A 22,352-nucleotide genomic window follows, 5' to 3' on the forward strand; every position below is an offset into this window, starting at 1 on the left:
CCGATGATTTCCAAGCGCAATTCCAAAGCACCCGCCGGCATGGTTCGTGTGCGCGGCGCACGCGAACATAACCTGAAGAATGTTGACGTCGATATTCCGCGTGATGCGCTGGTGGTGTTCACCGGTGTCTCCGGTTCGGGCAAGTCGTCGCTGGCGTTTTCCACGCTTTATGCCGAGGCCCAGCGGCGGTATTTCGAATCGGTGGCGCCGTACGCGCGGCGGCTGATAGATCAGGTCGGCGTGCCGGATGTCGATTCCATCGAAGGACTGCCGCCCGCCGTTGCTTTGCAACAGCAGCGCGGCACGCCGAGCGCGCGTTCGTCGGTGGGCAGCGTGACGACGTTGTCGAGCCTGATCCGCATGCTCTATTCCCGCGCCGGGAGTTACCCGCCGGGGCAGCCAATGCTGTATGCCGAGGATTTTTCACCGAACACGCCGCAGGGCGCCTGTCCGGAGTGTCATGGACTTGGTCGCGTCTATGAAGTCACCGAAGCGCTGATGGTGCCGGACCCGAACCTGACCATCCGCCAGCGTGCAGTGGCGTCCTGGCCGTTGGCCTGGCAAGGGCAGAACTTGCGCGACATCCTCGTGACCATGGGCATTGATGTCGATATTCCCTGGAAGAAACTGCCGAAAAAGCAGCGCGACTGGATTCTCTTCACTGAAGAGACGCCGACGGTGCCGGTGTACGCCGGGCTGACCCCGGAAGAAACCCGCGTCGCCCTCAAACGCAAAATGGAACCGAGTTATCAGGGCACCTTCACCGGCGCCCGGCGCTACATCCTGCACACCTTCACTCACTCGCAAAGTGCGCTGATGAAGAAGCGTGTTTCGCAGTTCATGCGCGGCAGCCCTTGCCCACTGTGCGAGGGCAAACGGCTCAAGCGCGAGGCGTTGTCGGTGACCTTTGCCGGTTACGACATCGGTGAGTTGTCGCAGATGCCGTTGCTGCAAGTGGCCGAAGTGCTGCGGCCTGTAGCAGCGGCAAATTATCTGGAACAGGCCGAGGAGAGCGGCGACACCCTCAGCCACGCACAGACTCGCGAGGCCCGTCAGCAGCGGGTCGCCCATGGGGCCAGCGGTCACGCCAGCGCGCCGGACGTGCGCCACACACCGAATCTGTCGCTGGAAAAGCGTCTGGCGGCGCAGCGCATCGCTGAGGATTTGCTGGAGCGGGTCAGCACCCTGACCGATCTCGGCCTGGGTTATCTGGCGCTGGAACGCAGTACGCCGACCTTGTCGTCGGGCGAGTTGCAGCGTTTGCGCCTGGCCACGCAATTGGGTTCGCAGCTGTTCGGGGTGATTTATGTCCTGGACGAACCGTCTGCCGGTCTGCATCCGGCGGATGGCGAGGCGTTGTTCGAGGCAATGCAGCGCTTGAAGGCGGACGGCAACACGCTGTTTGTGGTCGAACACGATGTCGAAACCATGCGCCGTGCCGACTGGCTGATCGACGTCGGCCCGGCTGCGGGCGAGAAGGGCGGGCGCGTGCTGTACAGCGGTCCGCCTGCGGGACTTGCTGATATTGCAGATTCGCAGACCCGCGCTTATCTGTTTGCCGAAAACCAACGCCCTGAGCGCGCCGCGCGCAAGCCGAGCGGCTGGCTGAAGCTCGACGGCGTGACGCGCAATAATCTGAATAATCTTAGCGCCGAATTCCCTTTGGGCTGTTTCACCTCGGTGACCGGCGTATCGGGATCTGGCAAATCGAGTCTGGTCAGTCAGGCCTTGCTCGAACTGGTCGGCGCACAGTTGGGCCGTCCGATGGCCGAGGCCGAGTCAGAAGAGCCGAGCCTGGAAGATGACACGCCGCCGCCCAGCACCGGGCAGATCAGCGCCGGCCTGGAGTCGATCAAACGGCTGGTGCAGGTTGATCAGAAACCCATCGGACGCACGCCGCGCTCCAATCTGGCGACCTACACCGGGCTGTTCGACAACGTGCGCAAGCTGTTCGCCGCGACTCCCGAAGCGCAAGCGGCGGGCTATGACGCCGGGCAGTTTTCTTTCAACGTCGCCAAGGGCCGTTGCGCTACTTGCGAGGGTGAGGGGTTCGTCAGTGTGGAATTGCTGTTCATGCCCAGCGTGTATGCGCCGTGCCCGACCTGCCACGGAGCGCGGTATAACCCGCAGACATTGGCGATTCTCTGGCAGGGCTTGAGCATCGCCCAGGTGCTGCAACTGACCGTCGATGAGGCGGTGGCGGTGTTTGCCGAGCAGGCGGGGATTCGTCGTTCGCTGGAAGTACTGCGCGATATCGGCCTGGGTTATCTGCGCCTGGGACAACCGGCCACGGAGCTCTCCGGTGGTGAGGCGCAGCGAATCAAACTGGCCACCGAGTTGCAGCGCAGCCAGCGTGGCGCGACCTTGTATGTACTGGATGAGCCGACCACGGGATTGCACCCGAGAGATGTCGATCGCTTGCTGGAACAACTCGATACGCTGGTGACGGCGGGGCACACGGTGATTGTGGTCGAGCACGAAATGCGTGTGGTCGCGCAGAGTGACTGGGTGATCGACATCGGCCCCGGGGCCGGCGATCAGGGCGGCAGGATCGTCGCCGCCGGCACACCGCAGAAAGTTGCGGCGAGCAAGAAGAGCAAGTCTGCGCCGTTTCTGGCTCGGGCTTTGAGCCGATAACTGCAGCGCCTTGCTGGCCGCCATCGCTGGCAAGCCAGCTCCCACAGAAATTCAAGTTGTTGCCGAAAATCTGCGCACACTGATGCCCCCTGTGGGAGCTGGCTTGCCAGCGATGGCGCCAGTTCAGGCGCCATCCAGCGTACGGCGGACCTTGTCGAGCAGTTCGCTGATCTGGAACGGTTTGACCAGCATGTCCATGCCGGTGCCGAGGAAGACCTGGCGGTTGAGCGCGGTTTCGGCGTAGCCGGTCATGAACAGGATCGGCAGCCCTTCGTGCCAGCCACGGGCAACATCCGCCAACTCCCGCCCGCTCATGCGCGGCAGGCCGACGTCGGTCAGCAGCAGGTCGATCGACGGGTCGTTCTGCAAGCGCTCCAGCGCCGATTCGATATCCGCCGCTTGCGTGCAGCGATAGCCGGCATCCTCCAGCACTTCGGTGACGAACAAGCGCACCGTGGCCATGTCCTCGACGATCAGCACATGCTCGCCACTGCCTTTCGCGTCAGGCACGGGCACAGGCGCATCGGCCCCGGTCGGGTCGTTGGTGCCCGGCAGCATGATGGTCACTTCGGTGCCACGGCGGGCAACACTGCGGATGTGCGCGTCACCGCCCGACTGACGGGCAAAACCGTAGATCGTCGACAGCCCGAGCCCGGTGCCCTGGCCTAAAGGCTTGGTGGTGAAAAACGGTTCGAACACCTTGTCGATCACGTTGTGTTCAATGCCGGTGCCGTCGTCGCGTACCGACAGCGCCACGTACGCGCCATCGGCCAGATTCGGATCGCCATGGGAATAAGCGGCGTAAGTATTGACCCAGATATTGCCGCCCGAGGGCAGGGCATCGCGGGCGTTGATCACCAGGTTGAGCACCGCGCTTTCCAGCTGCACCGGGTCGACCAGCGCAATCGCCGGTTTGTTGGTCAGTTCCAGCTTGAGGGTGATGCGCTCGCCGATGGTGCGCACCAGCAATTCTTCCAGCGAGCGGACATGCTCGTTGATGTCCACCGGCCGTGTATCGAGCGGCTGTTGGCGGGCAAATGCCAGCAGACGATGGGTCAGCGAGGCCGCGCTCATGGCTGAGTTCAGCGCTGCTTCGGTATAGAACTGCACCTTGTCCAGACGCTCATCGGCCACGCGTTTCTGGATCAGTTCCAGGCTGGTGATGATCCCGGTGAGCAGGTTGTTGAAGTCGTGGGCGATACCGCCGGTGAGCTTGCCCAGCGCATCCATTTTCTGCACTTGCAGCAATTGCGCTTCGGCGTGCACGCGCTCGGCGACTTCCTTGGCCAGCTGCGTGGTGGTGTCATCCAGCCGCGCCAGATGCGAGCGCTCGCGGTGGCGGTGTTCGGTGACGTCCTCGACGAACACCAGACTCAGTTCCGGGGTGCGATACGGCGAAATCTGCCATTGCGTCTCGCGAATCTCGCCCTGCACACGCATGTTCAGCGTGCCTTTCCAGCGCTCGCCGTCGACCAGACGCAGACGCAGTTCATCGAGGATCGAGCATTGATCTTCGGCGAAGCATTCACGCAGCGCCTGCGGATCGCGGTTATCGACGATCAATTGGGCGAATGCGTGATTGCATTCATGCACTTTCAGATTGGCATCGAGCACGGCGATCGGTGCCGAGACGTTGGCGAAAATCTCGCGGAAACGCGCCTCGCTTTCGCGCAGGGCATTTTCCGTGTCGCGCACCCGCAGCAGGGTACGCAGGGTCGCCAAGAGCACATCGGGGTCGACCGGGTGAATCAGATAGGCATCGGCACCCGCGTTGAGACCAGTGATGATATCGCCGGTCTGGATCGACGCCGCTGACACATGAATCACTGGCAGCAGCGCGGTGCCCGGGTCGGCGCGCAGCAGGCGGACGATGTCGAAACCGCTCATGTCCGGCAGGTTGACGTCGAGGATCAACGCATCGAGGGCTTCGCCCTCGATCAGGGCCAGGCCGTCGCTGCCGGTGCCGGCTTCGAGCACCGTGTAGCCATGGCGCTCCAGGCGCCGGCGCAGGGCGTAACGGGTGGCGACGTTGTCATCGACGATCAACAGGCGGATGTCACGATTCATCGACGTTCTCCAGAGCGATCGCCAGCGGGATGATGACAAAGAACGTCGAGCCGACGCCCGGCGTACTGTCTACCCCGACTTCGCCGCCGAGCAGGGCGGCGAAACGCTTGCACAGGGACAGACCCAGGCCAGTGCCGCGCAGGCGTTTCTGCAATGGCGAATCGACTTGGGAGAAGTCTTCGAACAGCGTGTCATGCAGTTCGGCCGCGATGCCGATGCCGGTGTCGCTGACGGCAAAGCGCACTTTGTCTTCACCTTCCATTCGCGCCGATACCCGCACTTCGCCACGGGTGGTGAATTTCAGTGAGTTGGAAATGAAGTTGCGCAGGATCTGCCCGAGCTTCTTGTCATCGGTATACAGGCGCGGCAGGCCCAGCGGCTCTTCGAAGATCAGATCCACCGCCGAGGCGTCGACGATTGGCCGGAACATCCCGCGCAGGGCGGAGAACAGGTCGAACATGTCGAACCAGGCCGGGGAAATGCTGATGCGCCCGGCTTCGATCTTCGCCAGATCGAGCAGGTCATCAACCATGTCGCTGAGCTCGCGGGCAGCGGTGCTGACGAAGGCTACCTGCTTGTGCTGTTCAGGGCTGAGCGGACCGTCGAGTTCGTCAGCGAGCAGACTGTTGATGCTCAGTATCGAGCCCAGCGGCGTGCGGAATTCATGGCTCATGTACGACAGGAAACGGCTCTTGAGATCCGATGCCTGACGCAGTTCTTCGGCCTGATTGTCGAGCTCGGCGTACAGCGCCAGAACACCCTGGTTGGTTTCATCGAGTTCTTCGCGCAGGGCAGTGGTTTCGCGCTGCAACTGAGCGATGAGCGCCGCCTGTTCGGCGTGGCTCAAGTGAGTCGATTCAGCCATGGGCGGCCTCCAGAGCCACGACCAGCACCGTCACGTCATCGCGACCACGGCAAAAGTCGCGGTGCAGGACGCTGGCTATCACGGCAGGATGGCGATGCACCAGGCCGGGGTAGTCTGCAAGATTCCAACGGGACTGTAGGCCGTCGCTGTACATGATCAATAAATGTCCGTTCACGTGAGCATAGTCAAAGGGTTTGGCTTTACGGTACTGGCCGCCAACGATACCGGGGTGTGAGGCCAGGCCGCGGGATTTGCCAGGCTCCAGCAGACTGGCGCCGATGTTACCGACACCGGCGAACGTCAGACCATCGCGCTGGCTGTCGAACTGCGCGAAAGCGACGGCGCCGCCACGGGTGCCGAGCATTTCCTGATGCAGGTCTTCCATCAATACCACAGGATCGGCAAACGGTGCCCGGGCGAATGCCCGGGCACCGGCCAGGCCGGCACGTTCGGCGTCTTCGCCATGGCCGAGGCCATCGACCACCAGCGCGCTGATCCGCGAACCTTCATATTTCAGATGCCAGACATCGCCGCAGGCCGGATCGGCATGCAGCGAATGCTGGCTGACCCCGAAGCGGATATCGGCCTGCCGATCGCTGCGGGCAAAGATCCGCGCCAGCAACACCGCGCCACGGTGGTCGGCGTAGACATCGAAGACATTGGTCTGCCGCGATACGGCGCCGAGGCCGATGCCCTGCGTACCGCCAGTGGAAAAGCCATCCGCCAGACAGGCATCCAGATCAAAGCCCTGCGCCCGATCCACGGTCTGCATTTCGATGCCGAAACCGCTATCCGGCCGAGCCAGTACACGCAGGTGAAATTCACCACGCTGGGCATGCTTGAGCACGTTGCTCGCCAGTTCGGTCGCGACCAGCGCCACGCGTCCGGCATCGTTTTCGTCGAAGCCATGCTGCTCGGCGAGTTTCTGCGCGGTGCGCCGGGCGTGGCCGATCTGGCTGCTGTCCTCGATCGGCAGAACCTGGGTCAACGACCCGGTGATATTCATGTCCATCGTGTGATCGTAATGCGCGTGCCTTTGCCGGGCTCAGTGTCGAGTTCGAATTCGTTGACCAGACGTTTGGCGCCGGTCAGGCCGAGGCCTAGTCCGCTGCCGGAAGTCCAGCCGTCGGTCATCGCCAGTTTGATGTCGGGGATGCCAGGGCCTTCGTCGCGGAACGTGATGCGCAAACCGACCCGGCCGTTTTCCTCGAGGATCTGCCAGTCCATGTCGCCGCCGCCGCCATAGACCATGGTGTTACGCGCCAGCTCGCTGACGGCGGTGACCAGTTTGGTCAGGTCGATCAGGCGCATGCCGCATTCGGTGGCGAGTTTGCGCGTGGTCTGGCGGGCCAGCACTACGTCCTGTTCAATGAGAATGGGCTGAGTACCGCTGCTGCGCACGGTCATTGTGCGAATACTCGTTCCCGTAGCAGTTTCATCCCGCGTTCGACGTTCAGTGCGGTGCTGACGCCCGGCAATGTCATGCCCAGCTCAACGAGCGTGATCGCCACTGCCGGCTGCATGCCGACCAGCACAGTTTCGGCGTCCATGATTTTCGACAGCCCGGAAATCGTGCCGATCATGCGTCCGATGAACGAATCGACCATGTCCAGCGCCGAAATGTCGATCAACACACCGCGCGCCGAGGTCCGGCTGATGCGCTCGGACAGATCGTCCTGCAGGGTCATCGCGAGCTGGTCGTGCATGTCGACCTGAATGGTCACCAGCAAGATATCGCCCATTTGAAGAATCGGAATACGTTCCATGGTCAAGCCGTCTTGACGAGGCTGACACCCAAGCGGGTCAGGGCCAGTTTCAATGCGTCAGCCAGGTTGGCCTTGGTCACTACGCCTTGCAGATCCAGACCCAGGTGCACGATGGTTTGGGCAATCTGTGGACGCACGCCGCTGATGATGCAGTCAGCGCCCATCAGGCGAATTGCGGTCACGGTTTTCAGCAAGTGCTGGGCGACCAGAGTGTCGACGGTTGGCACGCCGGTGATGTCGATGATGGCGATTTCCGAACCGGTGTCGACGATGCGTTGCAGCAGCGATTCCATGACTACTTGGGTGCGCTGCGAATCGAGGGTGCCGATCATTGGCAGGGCGAGGACGCCATCCCACAGCTTGACCACCGGAGTCGACAGTTCCAGCAGCTCTTCCTGTTGACGCTTGATCACCGCTTCACGGGATTTCTGGAAGGTGCCGATGGTGTGCATACCGACGGTGTCGAGCAATTCGGAGACTTCCAGCAATTGCTCGGCGAGCAGTGCCGGCTGGTCCTGATAATGGTTTTGCAGCAGGGCGAACAACGGGCCTTTCAAGGCGAAGATGAAGTTTGCGGTTTGCTGGGAATCCTGACCGAGGAGGGCACGGCTCTGCGACAGCTTTTCAAGGAACTGACGGGTATCCTCCCAGCCCGCAGCGGCAATCTTGCTGCCGTTGCCGTTTTCCAGACCCGCCAGGAGCAGGCCCAGCAAGTCGCGGGTTTGCTGAGCGAGGTCGTGTTCCTTGAGGTTGCGTGTGGCGCCGCTGGCTTCGAGGCGTTTGGTCCACTCGCTCAACAGCTGAGTCTGGTTGTTCTTGATTGCTTCAACTGTGCTGTTCTGCAGTGCTGCCATGTGCGTGTCGCTCCGTTACGTATATGGGCCGGCTCGGCGAAATGACCGGCGCGATTTGACTGACATTTACCGCTTGAAATAGTTGTTCGTCTGACGCTGAAATTTTCTGCCTGCCGCGTCGAACGCCCCGCTAACTCTAGTCGGCGTGGCAACAGGCAACGATCTTTTGAACGAATCTGCGGCGTCAGGCTTCGAATCTGCATGCCCGACGTTTTCCAGTCGTGCTGGAAGAAGGAGGCAGGACTATGAATGAGGTGGATATGAACGAGCAAGCTCCGCAACAGCAAAATCAGTCCTCAGAGTCAATTAACCGCAACGACCCGGCCATCGACCCGCAAACGCCGGGGCAAAATACTCCCGCGCCGGCTGAAGAAGGGCAGGCGGACAGCGCGGCTGCCGAGGTCGATCAGAAGCAGCATCACAACGACAACAGCAACGACTTCAGCCCCGGCTTCAAGCCTGACCCGGACCGTCCTGAACCGGGCGAAAGCACTGACGCCGATATCGACACCGATGGTGGTTGATCGCTGAAACGCAAAAAGGCCGCATCGAAGGATGCGGCCTTTTTATTGCCGGGCGGTTACTTGCTCGGATGTTTGGCTTGCAGCTCTTTGGCGTGGGCCAGGTGTTTTTCCAGCGCTGGCAGCATCTTCTGCGCGAACGCTTTCAGTTCAGTGGCGCCCTTGGTCTTGTCATCAGTCACGGTGTTCGCCTGTTTCTTGAACAGCTCGATGGTCTCTTCGTGAGCCTTGACCTGGTTGTTGGCGTAGGCCGCATCGAAGGATTCATCGCGCATGTCGAGAATTTTTTCCTTGGCCTGCTTGACCAGGGTGGTGTCGTCAGGGACTTCAATGTCATTGGTGGTCGCGATCTTCTTCAGCTCTTCATTGGCCTTGGTGTGATCAGCGATCATTTGGTTAGCGAAGGCTTTGATGTCGGCTGACTGGCTTTTTTCCAGTGCCAGCTTGCTGGTTTCGATTTCGGCGATGCCACCAGCGGCGGCATTGTCGACAAAGTCGTTGTCGGTCGCGGCAAAGGCGCTGCCCATGCCGGCAGACAGTGCAACAGCCAGAGCGAGATGACGCAGGTTGAATCCGTCCATTAGGTATCTCCACGCAGGTTTTTGTGAGCGTTATCCAATGGAGCGAGCGCAGACGCCAAAGGTTTTATCGCATTTACGACAGGGCGACGAACGGCAACCGCTGGTCTGACAGGGAGTCGACAGAAGTCATCGGGCAAGGCCATGCTGATAATGAGTCAGCGCATCGGTCGCGCTGGTTGTCGATCAATTTGATGGAGGTGTTTCATGCCGGTTTCACATGATCTGTATCAGGACCTGGGCTGCAAGAAGGAAGAGATCGAGCAAAAACGCTCCGAGGATCCGAAGCTGGATTCGCTGCTCAACAAGTACTTCGACGTGGATAAAGCCGTGGTCGAAGCCGAGAACGCCCAGTCAGACGCCCCCACTGACGACGAATTGAAAAAGCTCAAAGAGAAGCGCGTGATCGTCAAGGAACAGATCGTTGCTCAACTCGCCGGGCAGCCGCTGACGGGACAGTAGTCCCCCGACCCGTGGTCATTTTTGAAGGGAACGGCTACGGCCAATGGCACCTCCAATGTGCAGAGTCTGCAAACCATCGACTCGTTGCGAGGTGCCATATGAACGACCCCAAATTCCCCAGTGAAGAGCAGGGTGGTTTCGACCCGATTCCTACCCGTCCTGAACCGAACAGCCCGGCGCATACCACAGCGCATCCGGAAAAAACCGTGAAGGAACTGCCGGAGGATGAAGATCCGGACAAGTTCGACCGGTCCGGCAACTGACAGACCGCTATCGCTGGCAAGCCAGCTCCCACAGGTTCATCTGGTGAACACATATTTGGAGTTCACACGGACACTGTGGGAGCTGGCTTGCCAGCGATAGCGTCGGTCCATACGGTGAAAATTTTTCTGTTTTACTTAAGCGCCGTATCCAACCCCATTCGCCCCATATGCATGGCTTTCAACGATCCGAAATACAACCACTGCCCATACTCGCGCACCGTGGTAATCGGCGAATAATTGCCTTCGCTCGCGTCCTGCAGATTGGCAATCACCTTGCCGTCCAGATCCAGTCCCAGCACAAACCCACGCTTTTCGACAGGCTTGGGTAAAACCGTCAACGCCCGCACGATCATCTTGCGCACGAACGGGTGTTCAGCGGTGCCATCGAGCAAGGCATTGCGCGGCGCATACAGCGCTACCCAAAAGCGATTGCTGCCATTGAACGAGAGGTTGTCCGGAAGCCCCGGCAAGTTGTCGATGAACACATCATGGGTACCGGCCTTCGGCCCGCTCAGCCAGTAGCGACTGATGCGGTAAGCACCGGTCTCGTTGACCAGCACATAGGCCTCGTCCGGACCAAGAGTGACGCCATTGGCAAACTGCAACTTGTCGAGCAAGACGCTGGTCTTGCCGGTTTGAAAGTCGTAGCGCAGCAGACGTCCGTCGGCGCCGTGCTCAATGATCGCCTCGCCGTCATGACCATAGCCCCAACGGCTCGAGGCATCGCTGAAGTAGGCGTAGTGGCCTGACTTGTCGACCGCTACATCATCGGTAAATCCAAATGGCACGCCGTTGGCCTCGGTGGTCAACGGAATCACGCGGCCCTGCGCATCCAGCGACAGCAAGCCTTTGACCGCATCGGCAACTACCAGCATGCCATTCGGATGACGGGCCAGGCCCAGTGGACGGCCACCGGTGTCGGCCAGGACCTTGCGCTGCGTGCCGTCGAGGCTGCTACGGATGAGCCTGCCGTCATGCAATCCGGTGATGAGGAAATCGTCTTCCAGTAGCAACGCCTCAGGCCCTTCAATGTCGCTCGGCCCGACCTTCGCCACAGCTTTGAGGCGCTGGTTGTCCGCGTAGATCCCGTCTTTCAGCGAGGGCGCCGGTGGCGGCGTCCAGGCGACCGGTTCGACCTTGGTCGGCAGCAACAACAAGAAGGCGATGACGAGAGCGATCAGCAGGCACAGCACATAACGTAATTTCACGCGCTGGCCCTCGCCGCGCCGATAAACTGCGCAGCCATGTCGCGCAGGGCGAGCATGGATGCGGCAGATTCGCGCTCAATGCGCCGCTTGAGCAGCAGGCGATTGGCAAGACGCATGAGCAAACCGTCAAAGCGATATTCCAGCGTACGCACGAAACGCGTGCCGCCGGCCTCCGCTGAGCACTCGTAAGTCAACCGCAGGGACAAGCCCTGATCACTTTGCGCGCGTGCGCACCAGCGCCGGCCCGGCAGATATTCAGTAACCTCCCAGCGCAAGTGACCGGCACGTCCGCCGGCATGGATGTCCTCTTCGAAACGTGCACCGGCATGCAGTGGACCTTGCGGACCGTCAATCTTCAATGAGGAGGGATGCCAGTCCGGCCAATGACTGACGCTGGCGGCATAAGCCAGCACGGCGACCGGTTCGCCGGCGATATCGATCTGGTGCTGCATGCGCGTCATGGGCATTTTCGAATAACTCAAAGGGGCGGGTTCCGGCTCGCGGTACAGCGTGCCGAACAGATAGTCCATCAAGGGCAGAACGATGTTGAAATTGCGCTCCTGCATGCGCTCGCGGCGGTGATGCAGTTCGTGCAGACCGCGCATCTGGCGAATCCACGGCAAACGAGTCAACGGATTCTGCGGTGGCAGATGTTCACAGGCATGGAATACCTCATAGAGCAGATAACCGAGCACCATGCACCCGGCAAACAGCCCGGCGACATTGGCGTTGACCTGCGCGAGCAGCCACCAGAGGGGCAGGGTGATCAATAGCGTATGAATGACGATCAGCCAGGCTGGAAACAGAATCACTCGCCAGTCCCGCGCGCTGTCGTAGGTCATGTGGCCGGGGGTGAAGAAACTGTGGTGGTCGCCGGCATGTCGTGCATAGAACATCTTTGCGAAAGCTTTTTTGTGATGGCCCAGATGACGATGGACCATGTACACGCCGAAGTTGAACAACAACAGGCTCAGCGGCACGGTCAGCCATTCCAGCCAGCTCACTGAATGCACCGTGCGCCAGAACGCAGCGACGGCGAAAATGCCGAACAGCAACACGAACGCGCCATGCAACCACGGGTTGTATAAAGGATGAATGGCCGCACGGTAGCGGCTGCGGAATGCCTCGGTGGTCTGCCTCAACGCTTTCACCTGCGGGTATTGTTGTTATACCCGGCAGATTAGCCGATCCGCTGACTTGTGCAGGGCGAACCTTGCGGCCTTAAGCGCCATGCTCTGGACTGAAGCCGCCCGTCAGCTCAACGGGTTCCAGCGCTGCGACCAGTCGTCATCGGTGCGGATCACCTCGCGCAACAGATCGAAGGCCTGTTGCAGCACTGTCGAGTCGCGATCGCGGGAATACACCAAGTAGGTCGGATAACCGAATTCGGGGGCTTTGGTGACGGCTTCCAGCGCGCCGGTCTCCAGATAAGTGCGCACGACCCGGGTACGGAAATAACCGCTGCCGCCATGTTCGAGGATGTATTGCAGGGCCAGCGGGCCAAGGTTGAAGCTCAGCGCGGCTTTGGCTTTTTCCGGCAGGGCGGCGTCGTGCTGACGACGAAAGTCCGGTCCCCAATCGATGTAGACGTAAGGCTCCGGACGCTCGGGCGCGCGCACCAGAATCAGTTTTTCCTCCAGCACTTGCTCGACCTGCAATCCCGGCCAGTATTCCGGTTGATAAACCAGCGCCGCATCGAGCACACCGAGTTCGAGCTGACGCAAAAGATTTTCGCCGTCGCGAATTTCCATGCGCAGTGCGTGGCCGGGAATTTTCTCGCGCAGTTCCGCCGCCCAACTAAGCATCAACGGGTTGCACAGGCTGACCTCACCGCCAATGTGCAGAACGTTGTGATAACCCTCCGGCAGCGGCAAGTCGCGGCGCGCGGCTTCCCAGGTCTGCACCAGTTGATTGGCGTAGACCACGAACGCTTCGCCATTGGCCGTCAACTTCGCCCCGGCGCGATTGCGCACGAATAGCGTACTGCCCAGCTGGCCTTCGAGTTTCTGCACCCGTGCGGTGATCGCCGTTTGTGTGACGAACAGCTTCTGCGCGGCGGCGGCAAGACTGCCGTGGCGGACGATTTCGAGGAAAGTGCGGGCGAGGTCGATGTCCATGGGGGCGGGGCCGATATCTGAAGGTGGGGCGCATTGTAAGTCAAAAGTCCCTCTCCCCAACTTGAAAGCAGCAATGGACTGAACCGCTGAAAATTGCGTTTCAGTCCTACGGAAACAGGAGCGTTTTGATCAGATGAGGGGATATTTCTGACGACTTTTTCAGGTTGGTCGTCGGACGCCGGATCTATAGGATCAGTCCTGACATTGAAGTCATCGAGCGCACAGATCGCTCTGAACCTGGACAAAGGATGGACTATGCGAATCCCACTGATTGAAAGCCATACGCCTGCTTACTCGCCTCGCCATTACTGGCGCGACGACCGCGCGAGATGCCCCTCGGAGGACGTTGCCATGCCGAGCGCCAAAGTGCCCCGGCTCACGGGCTTGAAGAGGCTTGAGGGCAAGCCTCTGGAATTGCTGTTGCGAGGGCAGGACACCGGCGACGATCCGATGCTCATCCTGCGCTGCACAAGCGAAGGATTTGAGCTGCTCGATGTGGTGAACATGATCGCAACCTCCGAGCTGTACCAACAGGGAGAGATGGTCAAACGTATCACCGGCAAATCTGTGAGAACCGTGCGACGTCTGCTCAAGGAAGGCGCGTCGGTGCGCCTGGACACGCCGCAGAGCATCATCGCCTACCAATATGCGGCAGCGCTGGAACTGGCCATCGAGGTGTTCGGGCGACAGGCCAAGGCCGAATCATGGCTGGAGCAACGCGCCACTTACTTCTACGGTTATGTGCCGCTCGATCTGGTTGGAAATGCGTTGGGCTTCAGGATGGTGGAGGAGTATCTGAACCAGATCAAATACGGGGTTTATCAATGAATCCCTTGCCCTGGGATGATCGCTGGTACGCCTGGCGGCTGGATCGCGAGGTGTACAGCGAGACCTGGGACAGCGGCCTGGGGTCGAAACGGGACGGCGGCCGCTGGAATACACCCGGCCGCAGAGTCGTTTATGCGTCGGTCGACCCCTCCACGGCGATACTGGAGGTGGCCGCCCATGGCAGCTTCGATGCACTTGATCAGGAGCCCTACGTATTGACCTGTTTTGAAATCACCCACGACGCCAGCGTCAGAATCGTGCAACCGGAAGACGTGCCCAATCCGCATTGGCTCACCCCGATAAAAACCTCGCCCAATCAGCGAAAGTTTGCCGACGCACTGCTGGCTGAACATCCATTTATTCTGGTGCCTTCGGTGGCCACCCGACACTCGTGGAATTTGCTGGTGAGTTGCGATCTGGCGGAAGGTCAGTTCAGGATGGTTTCGCAAGAGCGGTTTGGGCTGGATACGCGGTTGTTGCAGGAGAGTTGATCGGATTTGTGTGGGCCTGCGAATCCGACATGACAATTTCCAGGTTCCGGGAGTGATCAAGGGCCGATGAGTCGCTGCCAGCTACATTCGCGGCGGCTCGCATTCTACGTCTGGATTGAGGCTTTCAACCAATATAAAGATCCGGTACATTTCGCGCCCACGCTTACTACAAGGAAGTTAAAGATGGCAAAGCCTGCCGCTCGACTCAGCGATCTTAATGCATGCCCGATCACAGGCCATGGCACCAATCCCAGTAACAGCGGTTCCGGTGATGTAAACATCAATGGAATGCCAGTTTTGCGTGTCGGAGACACCACAGCGTGCGGAGATACTGTCACCGAAGGCATCAGCAATATTTTGATCAATGGCAAGCCTATTGCTTTCTTGGGCAGTGCAACGGCCCACGGAGGCATGATAATCACGGGCTCTGGCGACGTTTTTGTCGGCACCCAGGTCGGTTCCGCACCTTTCTCCCCGATTATCACTGTTCCTAAACACAGCGAGCGCTTCCAACTGGTTGATGAGGCCACTGGCGAAGCTATTCCCGACATGCTCTATTGCATCGAAACGGGTGACGGGCAGCGTCTCGTCGGCCATACCGATAGTCATGGTAACGCCGCGCGAGTGTTTACGGCCAACCCGACTTCGATAGTTGTGCAGTGGGGTAAGGAAGCCGCCGCCCATCTCGACGCGCTCGGCCTAGATTACTAAGGGAGGTGGCAGGTGGCAGCCCCCAAAAAGAATCAAGCTCGAACAAGCGATCAACATACAACGACCCAAGTGAAAGGTACGCTGGCACAGGATTACGTAACGGTTGTGGGTGCGTCTTACATGTCCCTTTATGAAAAGGTTCGTGGCCAGAAGGGCAACAAGATGCGCTTTATCAATCAGGGTATCCGCCAACTCACAAAGTATCCAATCGGCACTCCAAACTTCACAATCCAGCGTGTATTTCTGATTTTCAAAAATGACTATCCGGAGAACTTGCTGGCGGCTTTGAAGGACGTTGTCGAAAATCAGCACGGAGCACAGTACCGGGAGATGGACTCGATATCCGGTCTTGTGGATTTCATCGCAGCTCGGCAACGCCGCGGGCGCGAGATCAAACAGCTCGACTTTTTTTCCCATGGTGTGGTGGGCAGTATCGAGTTGGGCTACGAGCTGGATAAAAACGATAGCTACCGTCTGCGTGATGCACAAGCGAGTATGTTCAAGCCCGAAGCGTTTGCCTATGGTGCGAAAATTCACTCCTACGCTTGTCGCACAGGTTTGGGTATCGATGCCGACTTCAAGGTCAATGAAACAGAAGATCCTCATTACGAGCGCAGCCTAGCGCAGATTCTTGCTAATGCTACCCGGACCACCGTGTGGGCATTTCCAAGACGCAGCAACTACGACACGACTTATGGTACTGCCGCGGAACGGGGATCTGTGCCGGGAATTCGTGAAAGAGAAGCAGCTGATGGGCGAGCGATGCGGAATTATTTGAGTCGAAAAACCGCTTATGAACGAAAGCTGATCGAACATCGCAAGACCCTCAAAGACCCAACGGCGCAATTACCTGATGAACAGGCGCCGCAGGCGCCGACGCCAACAGTCTCTGAAGAAGAGCGCAATTTGCTGGCGCACGATGACAGCCGAGCATTGTATGAACGAAAGATTGGATTTCCGCTGGATGCCTTAGGCGCACATCGTGACGTTCGATCAGGTGATACACCGGACGGCGTACCCAAACACCTGCTTGCCTATAAACCGCTATGACGCTCCTGAAGTTTATAGGCAAACGTCACGTCTTATGTGTCTTGTTGATTGCTGTCAGCTTTGCAGGACTATTTATTTACGCCAAGGAAGCCCAGATGCCAGCCAAAGTAATGATGTATTACGGCCCGTGGAGTCCGGAAGAAAACCGTTTCGACGCCAGCCGGTGGTTCAGTTCAGGTATGTATCGCCCGCGTCTCATGGGTACTCCGCCTGAAGAGAGCCCAGTGACCATGCTGCGCAATAGGCCTGAAAGTTTGCGACATATTGAGAATGATGTTCTCTTGACAGAAGCGTTATTCGCTGTAGGGCGGCAGTTTCCGAAGTTGGACACCGAAGACCTCATTCTGAATACGCCGGACCTGCACCGCCAGATACGGTATGCCTATAGTTCATTTGCCGAGCCTGACAGGCCGGTGGATTCCTATTGGCTTTTCATCACGTTTGCAAACAAGACCGTGGTCGTTACGATCGATTGGGACGTGACAGAAAAGAAACTCCTGCCCCGCTCGATGGCTTCGAATCTGATCGAAAAAAGTGATGAAGAGGCGGCATACCTCCAGGTAAAAAAAGAGCTTGATGGGACGGCTTCAGCCAAGCGTTAACTCACGTTGCCATGTCTTCAATGGTTGAAACGACAAATCCCGCCAATAAGCGGGATTTGTGTTTTACCAAGAAGCTTCTTACGAAGGGAACAGCTCGGACAGTTTCATCGACAGCATCATGTCGCCTTCAACGCGCAGCTTGCCGCTCATGAAGGCCTGCATGCCGTCGGTCTCGCCGCTGACGATACCTTTCAGGGTTTCGCTATCCAGCACCAGCGTGCAGTTGGCGTCCGGGTTTTCGCCTTCCTGAATGTTGCATGTGCCGTCTTTGACGATCAGTGCGTATTGCTTGTCTTCGTCGGTGATGTTGAAACCGAAGACCAGATCCAGACCGGCAGCGGCGGCTGGGTTGAACTTGGCTTGCATTGCTTTTACGGCATCAGCTACGGAGGTCATGGTTCGATCCTTTCTTGGTCATGGGAGCTGGGTGGTTACAGCCAGGGTCACAGTAAGCCGGACTCAGCGAAAAGTGATGAGTTCCGGGGCCTTCAGCAGTTGCAGGTGTGCGTGACTGTTGAAGGAAGCCAGGGCCACCTCGCGACCACGAAACTTCAATTGGTTGAGCGAGGTGTTGACGATTTGCCAGTTCAATTCAAAGGCCTGTCTGGCAGGCATTTGCGTAATCAGGTGGAGCAGGGCAGTGATGGTGCCGCCGGAGGTGAACACGGCAATTTTCTGGTTCTTTTCCGCCAGATCGAGGATGCGGTGCAAACCGGCCTGAACCCTCTCGACGAAGCCCAGCCAGCTTTCCAGTCCGGGTGTGTCGTAGGTGCCGGCAAGCCAGCGCTCGACGATCAGGGCGAAGATTCGCTGGAATTCACCGCGGTTCTGCGCGGCGTTGCGCAGGATGTCGAGGGCTTCCGGCTCTTCCGGCAGCATGGCCGGGAGCAGGGCGCGGATCACCGCGTCGGCGTCAAATTCGTTGAAAGCGGAATCGGTTTCGAGGACTGGAACCGGCAGGCCTCTGGCGCTGAATTGCTCCAGTGCACTGCTGGCGGTGTGCTGTTGGCGGCGCAGATCACCGGCAAGGCAACGATCGAAGCTGATACCAAGGTCGGCGAGGTGCTGGCCGAGAATTTCTGCCTGACGCACACCGGTCGGCGACAGGACGTCGTAATCGTCTGCACCAAAGGAGGCCTGGCCATGTCGTATCAAGTAGATGCTGCCCACGTCCGCGTCGTCCCGGTACGTTGAAGGTCAGGCGAGGTTATGAGGATGGCGTAAGGCTGTCAATGAAAAAACATACGCTTGTTTGAAATGCCCGTTACAGGCGTGTTGCCAGAGGTTTCACGGCTGGCCGACGAGCCGACGCATGGGTATGCTGGAGCCATTCCGCGTGTAATACACCGTCACGCATTGCTTTGAGGAGTCTCTGTGGATTTTTTCACCGAATACGCCAGCTTTCTGGCCAAGACCGTCACACTGGTGATCGCGATTCTGGTGGTGCTCGCCAGTTTCGCCGCGTTGCGCAGCAAAGGCCGGCGCAAATCGGCAGGGCAGTTGCAGGTCAGCAAGCTCAACGATTTCTACAAGGGGCTGCGTGAACGCCTTGAGCAGACCTTGCTCGACAAGGATCAGCTCAAGGCATTGCGCAAGGGCGAAGCGAAAACGGAAAAAAGCGCGAAGAAACAGAAGAACAAGCCTGAGACCAAATCCCGGGTGTTCGTGCTCGACTTCGACGGCGATATCAAGGCTTCCGCCACCGAGAGCCTGCGCCACGAGATCACCGCACTGCTGACCCTGGCCACGCCGAAGGACGAAGTAGTCCTGCGTCTGGAAAGTGGCGGCGGCATGGTGCACAGCTACGGTCTGGCGTCGTCTCAACTGGCGCGAATCCGTGATGCGGGCGTGCCACTGACCGTTTGTATCGACAAGGTCGCAGCCAGTGGCGGTTACATGATGGCCTGCATCGGCGACAAGATCATCAGTGCACCGTTCGCCATCCTTGGTTCGATCGGCGTGGTCGCGCAATTGCCTAACGTCAATCGCCTGCTGAAAAAGCACGATATCGATTTCGAAGTGCTGACCGCTGGTGAGTACAAGCGCACCCTGACCGTGTTTGGCGAAAACACCGAAAAGGGCCGCGAGAAGTTCCAGGAAGACCTCGACATCACCCATCGCTTGTTCAAAAACTTCGTCGCCCGTTATCGCCCGCAACTGGCGATCGATGAGGTGGCGACCGGTGAGGTGTGGCTCGGTATCGCTGCGCTGGAAAACCAATTGGTGGACGAGCTCAAGACCAGCGATGAATACCTGGCGCAGAAAGCCAAACAGGCTGAGGTTTATCACCTGCACTATGCCGAGCGCAAAAGCCTGCAGGAACGCATCGGCATGGCCGCCAGCGGTTCGGTAGACCGCGTGCTGTTGAGCTGGTGGAGTCGTCTTACTCAGCAACGTTTCTGGTAAACACCAGGCATAAAAAAACGCCGGTCAATGACCGGCGTTTTTGTGTCCGCAATAAACCCGCTGGCTTAGCGCCGACGGAACAGCGGCAGCGGTTCGTCACTGGCGGCCTGGTAGGTCACCGAGAAGTCCTTCAGACCTTCCAGTGCTTCGTACGGGTCTTTATCCGCGCGAATGGCAAAAGCGTCGAAGCCACAGCGGTGCATGTAGAACAGCTGGTCCCGCAGCACGTCGCCAATCGCGCGCAGCTCGCCTTTGAAACCATAACGGTCACGCAGCAGACGGGCATTGGAGTAACTGCGGCCATCGGTGAACGCCGGGAAATTCAGCGCGATTACCTGGAACTCACCGACGTCTTCACCGATTTCTTCGGCTTCCTCGTCAGCATCCAGCCACACGCCCAGACCGCCGTCGCGGGCCTTGAGCATGCGGCTGTGCTCGCGCCACAACTGCAGAGGAACGATCAGATCGTCGCAGTTGCTGATCTCATCGATGTTGAAATCCTTCGGCAACAGGTGCCAGGTTTCGTCGACGACTTCGTTGTTCTTAATGATTCGCTGCATAGACGCGTTCCTTGAAGAGGTCGATGCCAATACGCTGATAAGTGTCGATGAAGCGCTCGTCTTCGGTACGTTGTTCAACGTACACGTCGATCAGCTTCGAGATCACGTCAGGCATGGCTTCCTGTGCGAAGGACGGGCCGAGGATCTTGCCCAGGCTCGCATCACGGCTGGCGCTGCCGCCGAGGGAGACCTGGTAGAACTCTTCGCCTTTCTTGTCCACACCGAGGATGCCGATGTGGCCAACGTGGTGGTGACCGCAGGCGTTCATGCAGCCGGAGATGTTCAGGTCCAGTTCGCCAATGTCGAACAGGTAATCCAGGTCATCGAAACGGCGCTGGATCGATTCGGCAATCGGGATCGATTTGGCGTTGGCCAGCGAGCAGAAGTCACCACCGGGGCAGCAGATGATGTCAGTCAGCAGGCCGATGTTCGGCGTGGCGAAACCGCCTTCACGCAACTCGCCCCATAGGGTGAACAACTGGCTCTGCTCGACATCGGCGAGAATGATGTTCTGCTCGTGGGAAGTGCGCAGTTGGCCGAAGCTGTAGCGCTCGGCCAGATCGGCGACGGCGTCGAGCTGCTTGTCGGTAATGTCGCCCGGGGCAACGCCGGTCGGCTTCAAGGACAGCGTCACAGCGACATAGCCCGGTTTTTTGTGCGCCAGGGTGTTGCGGCTGCGCCAGCGGGCGAAACCCGGATGCTCTTTGTCCAGATCGGCCAGTTGCGCGGTCTGGTTGTCGAGGGTCTTGTAGTCCGGATCGACGAAGTGCTTGGCGACGCGATGCAGTTCGGCCTCGGTCAGCGTAGTCTGGCCACCGCGCAGGTGCTCCATTTCCGCGTCGACTTTCTGCGCGAACACCTCAGGCGTGAGCGCCTTGACGAGGATCTTGATCCGCGCCTTGTATTTGTTGTCGCGACGGCCGTAGCGGTTGTACACCCGCAGGATGGCGTCGAGATAGCTCAGCAGGTCTTGCCACGGCAGGAATTCATTGATGAATGCGCCAACCACCGGCGTACGACCGAGGCCACCGCCGACCAGCACTCGGAAGCCCAGCTCGCCGGCAGCGTTATGGACAGGTTCCAGACCGATATCGTGGACTTCAATGGCAGCGCGGTCACTGGTCGAACCGTTGACGGCGATCTTGAATTTGCGCGGCAGGTAGGCGAATTCCGGGTGGAACGTGGTCCACTGACGGACGATTTCGCACCATGGACGCGGGTCGATCACTTCATCGGCGGCGACGCCGGCAAACTGGTCGGTGGTGACGTTGCGCAGGCAGTTGCCGCTGGTCTGGATGGCGTGCATCTGCACGGTCGCGAGTTCAGCAAGGATGTCCGGGATGTCTTCAACCGCCGGCCAGTTGAACTGCACGTTCTGCCGCGTACTGATGTGGGCATAGCCCTTGTCGTAGTCGCGGGCGATCTTCGCCATCATGCGCACCTGGCGCGAAGTCAGCTGGCCGTAAGGCACGGCCACGCGCAACATCGGCGCGAAACGCTGGATATACAGGCCATTTTGCAGGCGCAGGGGGCGGAATTCTTCTTCGCTCAGCTCACCTGCCAGATAGCGTCGGGTCTGATCACGGAACTGCTTGACGCGGTCCTCGATGATCCGCTGATCGTACTCGTCGTATACGTACATATAAGTCCTGTTCTCAGGCTTGGGCTTCTCGGAAAACGCTGCGTTTTCGCTTGCTGGAGTCCGATATTGCCTCTGCAATTCTGCGCGCACGGCCGCGCACTCCGTCACGGAGCCGGGGCAATATACCCGTTTGCAGTTATGCGCAAAAGTGATGTTTGAGTATATGTAAAGAACCAAATCGCCTAACGCGAATGCCGGTCATCTAATCCACATTTGTCGTGCGGACAATCATCGTCTTAACTGTGATCGAGTCTTTGTGCAATCACCGATAAAACCGACAAGAGGCGATGCAATGAGCAACCCGACCAAAGCCAGAAAAAGCGACAGCAGTGTCGACGCGTGGGCCATTTTGTTTCTGATCATACTCGTAGTAGGAACAGCGGTCTTCTGGGTCAGTCACCAGTAACATCCGCGCTTCCGGGCCGTTCTCCCAAGGCCCGGATAACCTGTGGCAGATGCCTGTTCAGTGCCATCACACCCCGGCCAGATACAGCACCAGCTTGACGATGGCAAACAGCGTCAGGCCGAACACCGCCGTGAACAAAACTCCCAGAATCACAAAGTGACTGGGTTTGCCGTGGGTAAAATCCCTTTCCCGGTTCTTGCCGCTCTGCACCCCGAAAGCCGCCGCCATGACGCTGTGCAGCATCTGCCAGAAACTCGGCGGTTTGTTGTCGATTGGATCGTCCATAAATCCCTCTGCGAAAAGTCATCCTCCTGAAGC

The 22,352-nt window shown here is 59.0% G+C and carries 25 protein-coding genes; 10 read left to right on the forward strand and 15 right to left on the reverse strand.

Going from position 1 to position 22,352, the window contains the following annotated elements; translation table 11 throughout:
- The first annotated feature begins 3 nt into the window (after positions 1-3).
- Positions 4-2,637: an excinuclease ABC subunit UvrA gene (locus FEE99_RS16295; protein WP_041478791.1), complete on the forward strand. Its 2,634-nt coding sequence runs from the start codon at positions 4-6 to the stop codon at positions 2,635-2,637.
- A 123-nt stretch (positions 2,638-2,760) separates the two neighbouring features.
- Here the strand turns inward: FEE99_RS16295 and FEE99_RS16300 are convergent, their stop codons facing one another.
- Genes FEE99_RS16300 through FEE99_RS16325 form a run of 6 tightly spaced genes read right to left on the reverse strand, consistent with a single transcriptional unit; the run spans position 2,761 to position 8,189 of the window.
- The gene (locus FEE99_RS16300; RefSeq protein ID WP_041478681.1) at positions 2,761-4,704 is read right to left on the reverse strand and encodes a response regulator; all 1,944 of its coding nucleotides are present in this window, start codon (positions 4,702-4,704) and stop codon (positions 2,761-2,763) included.
- Entirely contained in the window at positions 4,694-5,569 is an 876-nt protein-coding gene (locus FEE99_RS16305) for a sensor histidine kinase (protein ID WP_041478682.1), read from the reverse strand. The genes FEE99_RS16300 and FEE99_RS16305 overlap by 11 nt, the downstream gene beginning before the upstream one ends.
- Positions 5,562-6,575 carry an ATP-binding protein gene (locus FEE99_RS16310; RefSeq protein ID WP_041478792.1) on the reverse strand — a complete coding sequence of 338 codons (1,014 nt, stop codon included), beginning with the start codon at positions 6,573-6,575 and terminating at the stop codon, positions 5,562-5,564. The genes FEE99_RS16305 and FEE99_RS16310 overlap by 8 nt, the downstream gene beginning before the upstream one ends.
- On the reverse strand, positions 6,572-6,976 hold the full coding sequence (locus FEE99_RS16315) for an anti-sigma regulatory factor (RefSeq protein ID WP_016774465.1): 405 nt from the start codon (positions 6,974-6,976) through the stop codon (positions 6,572-6,574). Before FEE99_RS16315 ends, FEE99_RS16310 begins: the two co-directional genes overlap by 4 nt.
- The gene (locus FEE99_RS16320) at positions 6,973-7,335 is read right to left on the reverse strand and encodes an STAS domain-containing protein (protein ID WP_041478683.1); all 363 of its coding nucleotides are present in this window, start codon (positions 7,333-7,335) and stop codon (positions 6,973-6,975) included. Before FEE99_RS16320 ends, FEE99_RS16315 begins: the two co-directional genes overlap by 4 nt.
- A gap of 2 nt (positions 7,336-7,337) precedes the next feature.
- Positions 7,338-8,189: an STAS domain-containing protein gene (locus tag FEE99_RS16325; protein WP_041478684.1), complete on the reverse strand. Its 852-nt coding sequence runs from the start codon at positions 8,187-8,189 to the stop codon at positions 7,338-7,340.
- Between the two features lie 260 nt (positions 8,190-8,449).
- Between FEE99_RS16325 and FEE99_RS16330 the strand changes: the two genes are divergently transcribed.
- The gene (locus FEE99_RS16330) at positions 8,450-8,713 is read left to right on the forward strand and encodes a hypothetical protein (RefSeq protein ID WP_041478793.1); all 264 of its coding nucleotides are present in this window, start codon (positions 8,450-8,452) and stop codon (positions 8,711-8,713) included.
- A 56-nt stretch (positions 8,714-8,769) separates the two neighbouring features.
- On the opposite strand, the gene FEE99_RS16335 is transcribed toward FEE99_RS16330, so the two are convergent.
- Entirely contained in the window at positions 8,770-9,291 is a 522-nt protein-coding gene (locus FEE99_RS16335; protein WP_041478685.1) for a DUF4142 domain-containing protein, read from the reverse strand.
- A 204-nt stretch (positions 9,292-9,495) separates the two neighbouring features.
- Here FEE99_RS16335 and FEE99_RS16340 point away from each other — a divergent pair, with 204 nt between their 5' ends.
- On the forward strand, positions 9,496-9,750 hold the full coding sequence (locus tag FEE99_RS16340) for a DUF465 domain-containing protein (protein WP_041478686.1): 255 nt from the start codon (positions 9,496-9,498) through the stop codon (positions 9,748-9,750).
- Between the two features lie 98 nt (positions 9,751-9,848).
- Entirely contained in the window at positions 9,849-10,013 is a 165-nt protein-coding gene (locus FEE99_RS16345) for a hypothetical protein (protein ID WP_167351301.1), read from the forward strand.
- Positions 10,014-10,144: 131 nt separating this feature from the next.
- Here the strand turns inward: FEE99_RS16345 and FEE99_RS16350 are convergent, their stop codons facing one another.
- The 3 genes from FEE99_RS16350 to FEE99_RS16360 all read right to left on the reverse strand — a co-directional run bounded on the left by FEE99_RS16350 (position 10,145) and on the right by FEE99_RS16360 (position 13,338).
- Positions 10,145-11,221: an SMP-30/gluconolactonase/LRE family protein gene (locus FEE99_RS16350; protein ID WP_041478687.1), complete on the reverse strand. Its 1,077-nt coding sequence runs from the start codon at positions 11,219-11,221 to the stop codon at positions 10,145-10,147.
- On the reverse strand, positions 11,218-12,363 hold the full coding sequence (locus FEE99_RS16355; RefSeq protein ID WP_041478688.1) for a sterol desaturase/SRPBCC family protein: 1,146 nt from the start codon (positions 12,361-12,363) through the stop codon (positions 11,218-11,220). The genes FEE99_RS16350 and FEE99_RS16355 overlap by 4 nt, the downstream gene beginning before the upstream one ends.
- Positions 12,364-12,474: 111 nt before the next feature.
- The gene (locus FEE99_RS16360) at positions 12,475-13,338 is read right to left on the reverse strand and encodes a LysR family transcriptional regulator (protein WP_041478689.1); all 864 of its coding nucleotides are present in this window, start codon (positions 13,336-13,338) and stop codon (positions 12,475-12,477) included.
- Positions 13,339-13,689: 351 nt separating this feature from the next.
- Here FEE99_RS16360 and FEE99_RS16365 point away from each other — a divergent pair, with 351 nt between their 5' ends.
- From FEE99_RS16365 to FEE99_RS16385, 5 genes are all read left to right on the forward strand, one after another.
- Positions 13,690-14,166 (forward strand): MbcA/ParS/Xre antitoxin family protein, encoded by a 477-nt coding sequence (locus FEE99_RS16365; protein WP_041478690.1) that lies wholly within the window; start codon positions 13,690-13,692, stop codon positions 14,164-14,166.
- Complete coding sequence (locus tag FEE99_RS16370; RefSeq protein ID WP_041478691.1) at positions 14,163-14,657, forward strand: RES family NAD+ phosphorylase; 495 nt, start codon at positions 14,163-14,165, stop codon at positions 14,655-14,657. Before FEE99_RS16365 ends, FEE99_RS16370 begins: the two co-directional genes overlap by 4 nt.
- A 183-nt stretch (positions 14,658-14,840) precedes the next feature.
- Positions 14,841-15,368 carry a PAAR domain-containing protein gene (locus tag FEE99_RS16375; protein WP_041478692.1) on the forward strand — a complete coding sequence of 176 codons (528 nt, stop codon included), beginning with the start codon at positions 14,841-14,843 and terminating at the stop codon, positions 15,366-15,368.
- Positions 15,369-15,380: 12 nt separating this feature from the next.
- On the forward strand, positions 15,381-16,418 hold the full coding sequence (locus tag FEE99_RS16380) for a hypothetical protein (RefSeq protein WP_130929837.1): 1,038 nt from the start codon (positions 15,381-15,383) through the stop codon (positions 16,416-16,418).
- A 95-nt stretch (positions 16,419-16,513) separates the two neighbouring features.
- Positions 16,514-17,020, forward strand: a complete 507-nt coding sequence (locus FEE99_RS16385) for a hypothetical protein (protein ID WP_130929838.1) — start codon at positions 16,514-16,516, stop codon at positions 17,018-17,020.
- A gap of 78 nt (positions 17,021-17,098) precedes the next feature.
- On the opposite strand, the gene FEE99_RS16390 is transcribed toward FEE99_RS16385, so the two are convergent.
- Together FEE99_RS16390 and FEE99_RS16395 are read right to left on the reverse strand one after the other, a co-directional pair.
- On the reverse strand, positions 17,099-17,416 hold the full coding sequence (locus tag FEE99_RS16390) for an SCP2 sterol-binding domain-containing protein (protein WP_041478695.1): 318 nt from the start codon (positions 17,414-17,416) through the stop codon (positions 17,099-17,101).
- 63 nt (positions 17,417-17,479) lie between these two features.
- Positions 17,480-18,190, reverse strand: a complete 711-nt coding sequence (locus FEE99_RS16395; protein ID WP_041478696.1) for a histidine phosphatase family protein — start codon at positions 18,188-18,190, stop codon at positions 17,480-17,482.
- Between the two features lie 204 nt (positions 18,191-18,394).
- On the opposite strand from FEE99_RS16395, the gene sohB reads away from it, so the two are divergent.
- On the forward strand, positions 18,395-19,426 hold the full coding sequence (gene sohB, locus FEE99_RS16400; protein ID WP_016774479.1) for a protease SohB: 1,032 nt from the start codon (positions 18,395-18,397) through the stop codon (positions 19,424-19,426).
- Positions 19,427-19,491: 65 nt separating this feature from the next.
- Here the strand turns inward: sohB and FEE99_RS16405 are convergent, their stop codons facing one another.
- The 3 genes from FEE99_RS16405 to FEE99_RS16415 all read right to left on the reverse strand — a co-directional run bounded on the left by FEE99_RS16405 (position 19,492) and on the right by FEE99_RS16415 (position 22,319).
- Positions 19,492-19,986, reverse strand: coding sequence for a DUF934 domain-containing protein (locus FEE99_RS16405; protein WP_041478697.1), 495 nt, complete (start codon positions 19,984-19,986; stop codon positions 19,492-19,494).
- Positions 19,970-21,628, reverse strand: a complete 1,659-nt coding sequence (locus FEE99_RS16410; RefSeq protein WP_041478698.1) for a nitrite/sulfite reductase — start codon at positions 21,626-21,628, stop codon at positions 19,970-19,972. Before FEE99_RS16410 ends, FEE99_RS16405 begins: the two co-directional genes overlap by 17 nt.
- A gap of 472 nt (positions 21,629-22,100) precedes the next feature.
- Positions 22,101-22,319 (reverse strand): DUF2970 domain-containing protein, encoded by a 219-nt coding sequence (locus tag FEE99_RS16415; RefSeq protein WP_041478699.1) that lies wholly within the window; start codon positions 22,317-22,319, stop codon positions 22,101-22,103.
- Positions 22,320-22,352: the final 33 nt, after the last annotated feature.

This window comes from Pseudomonas sp. ef1, assembly GCF_007293365.2.
Lineage (GTDB): Bacteria > Pseudomonadota > Gammaproteobacteria > Pseudomonadales > Pseudomonadaceae > Aquipseudomonas > Aquipseudomonas siliginis.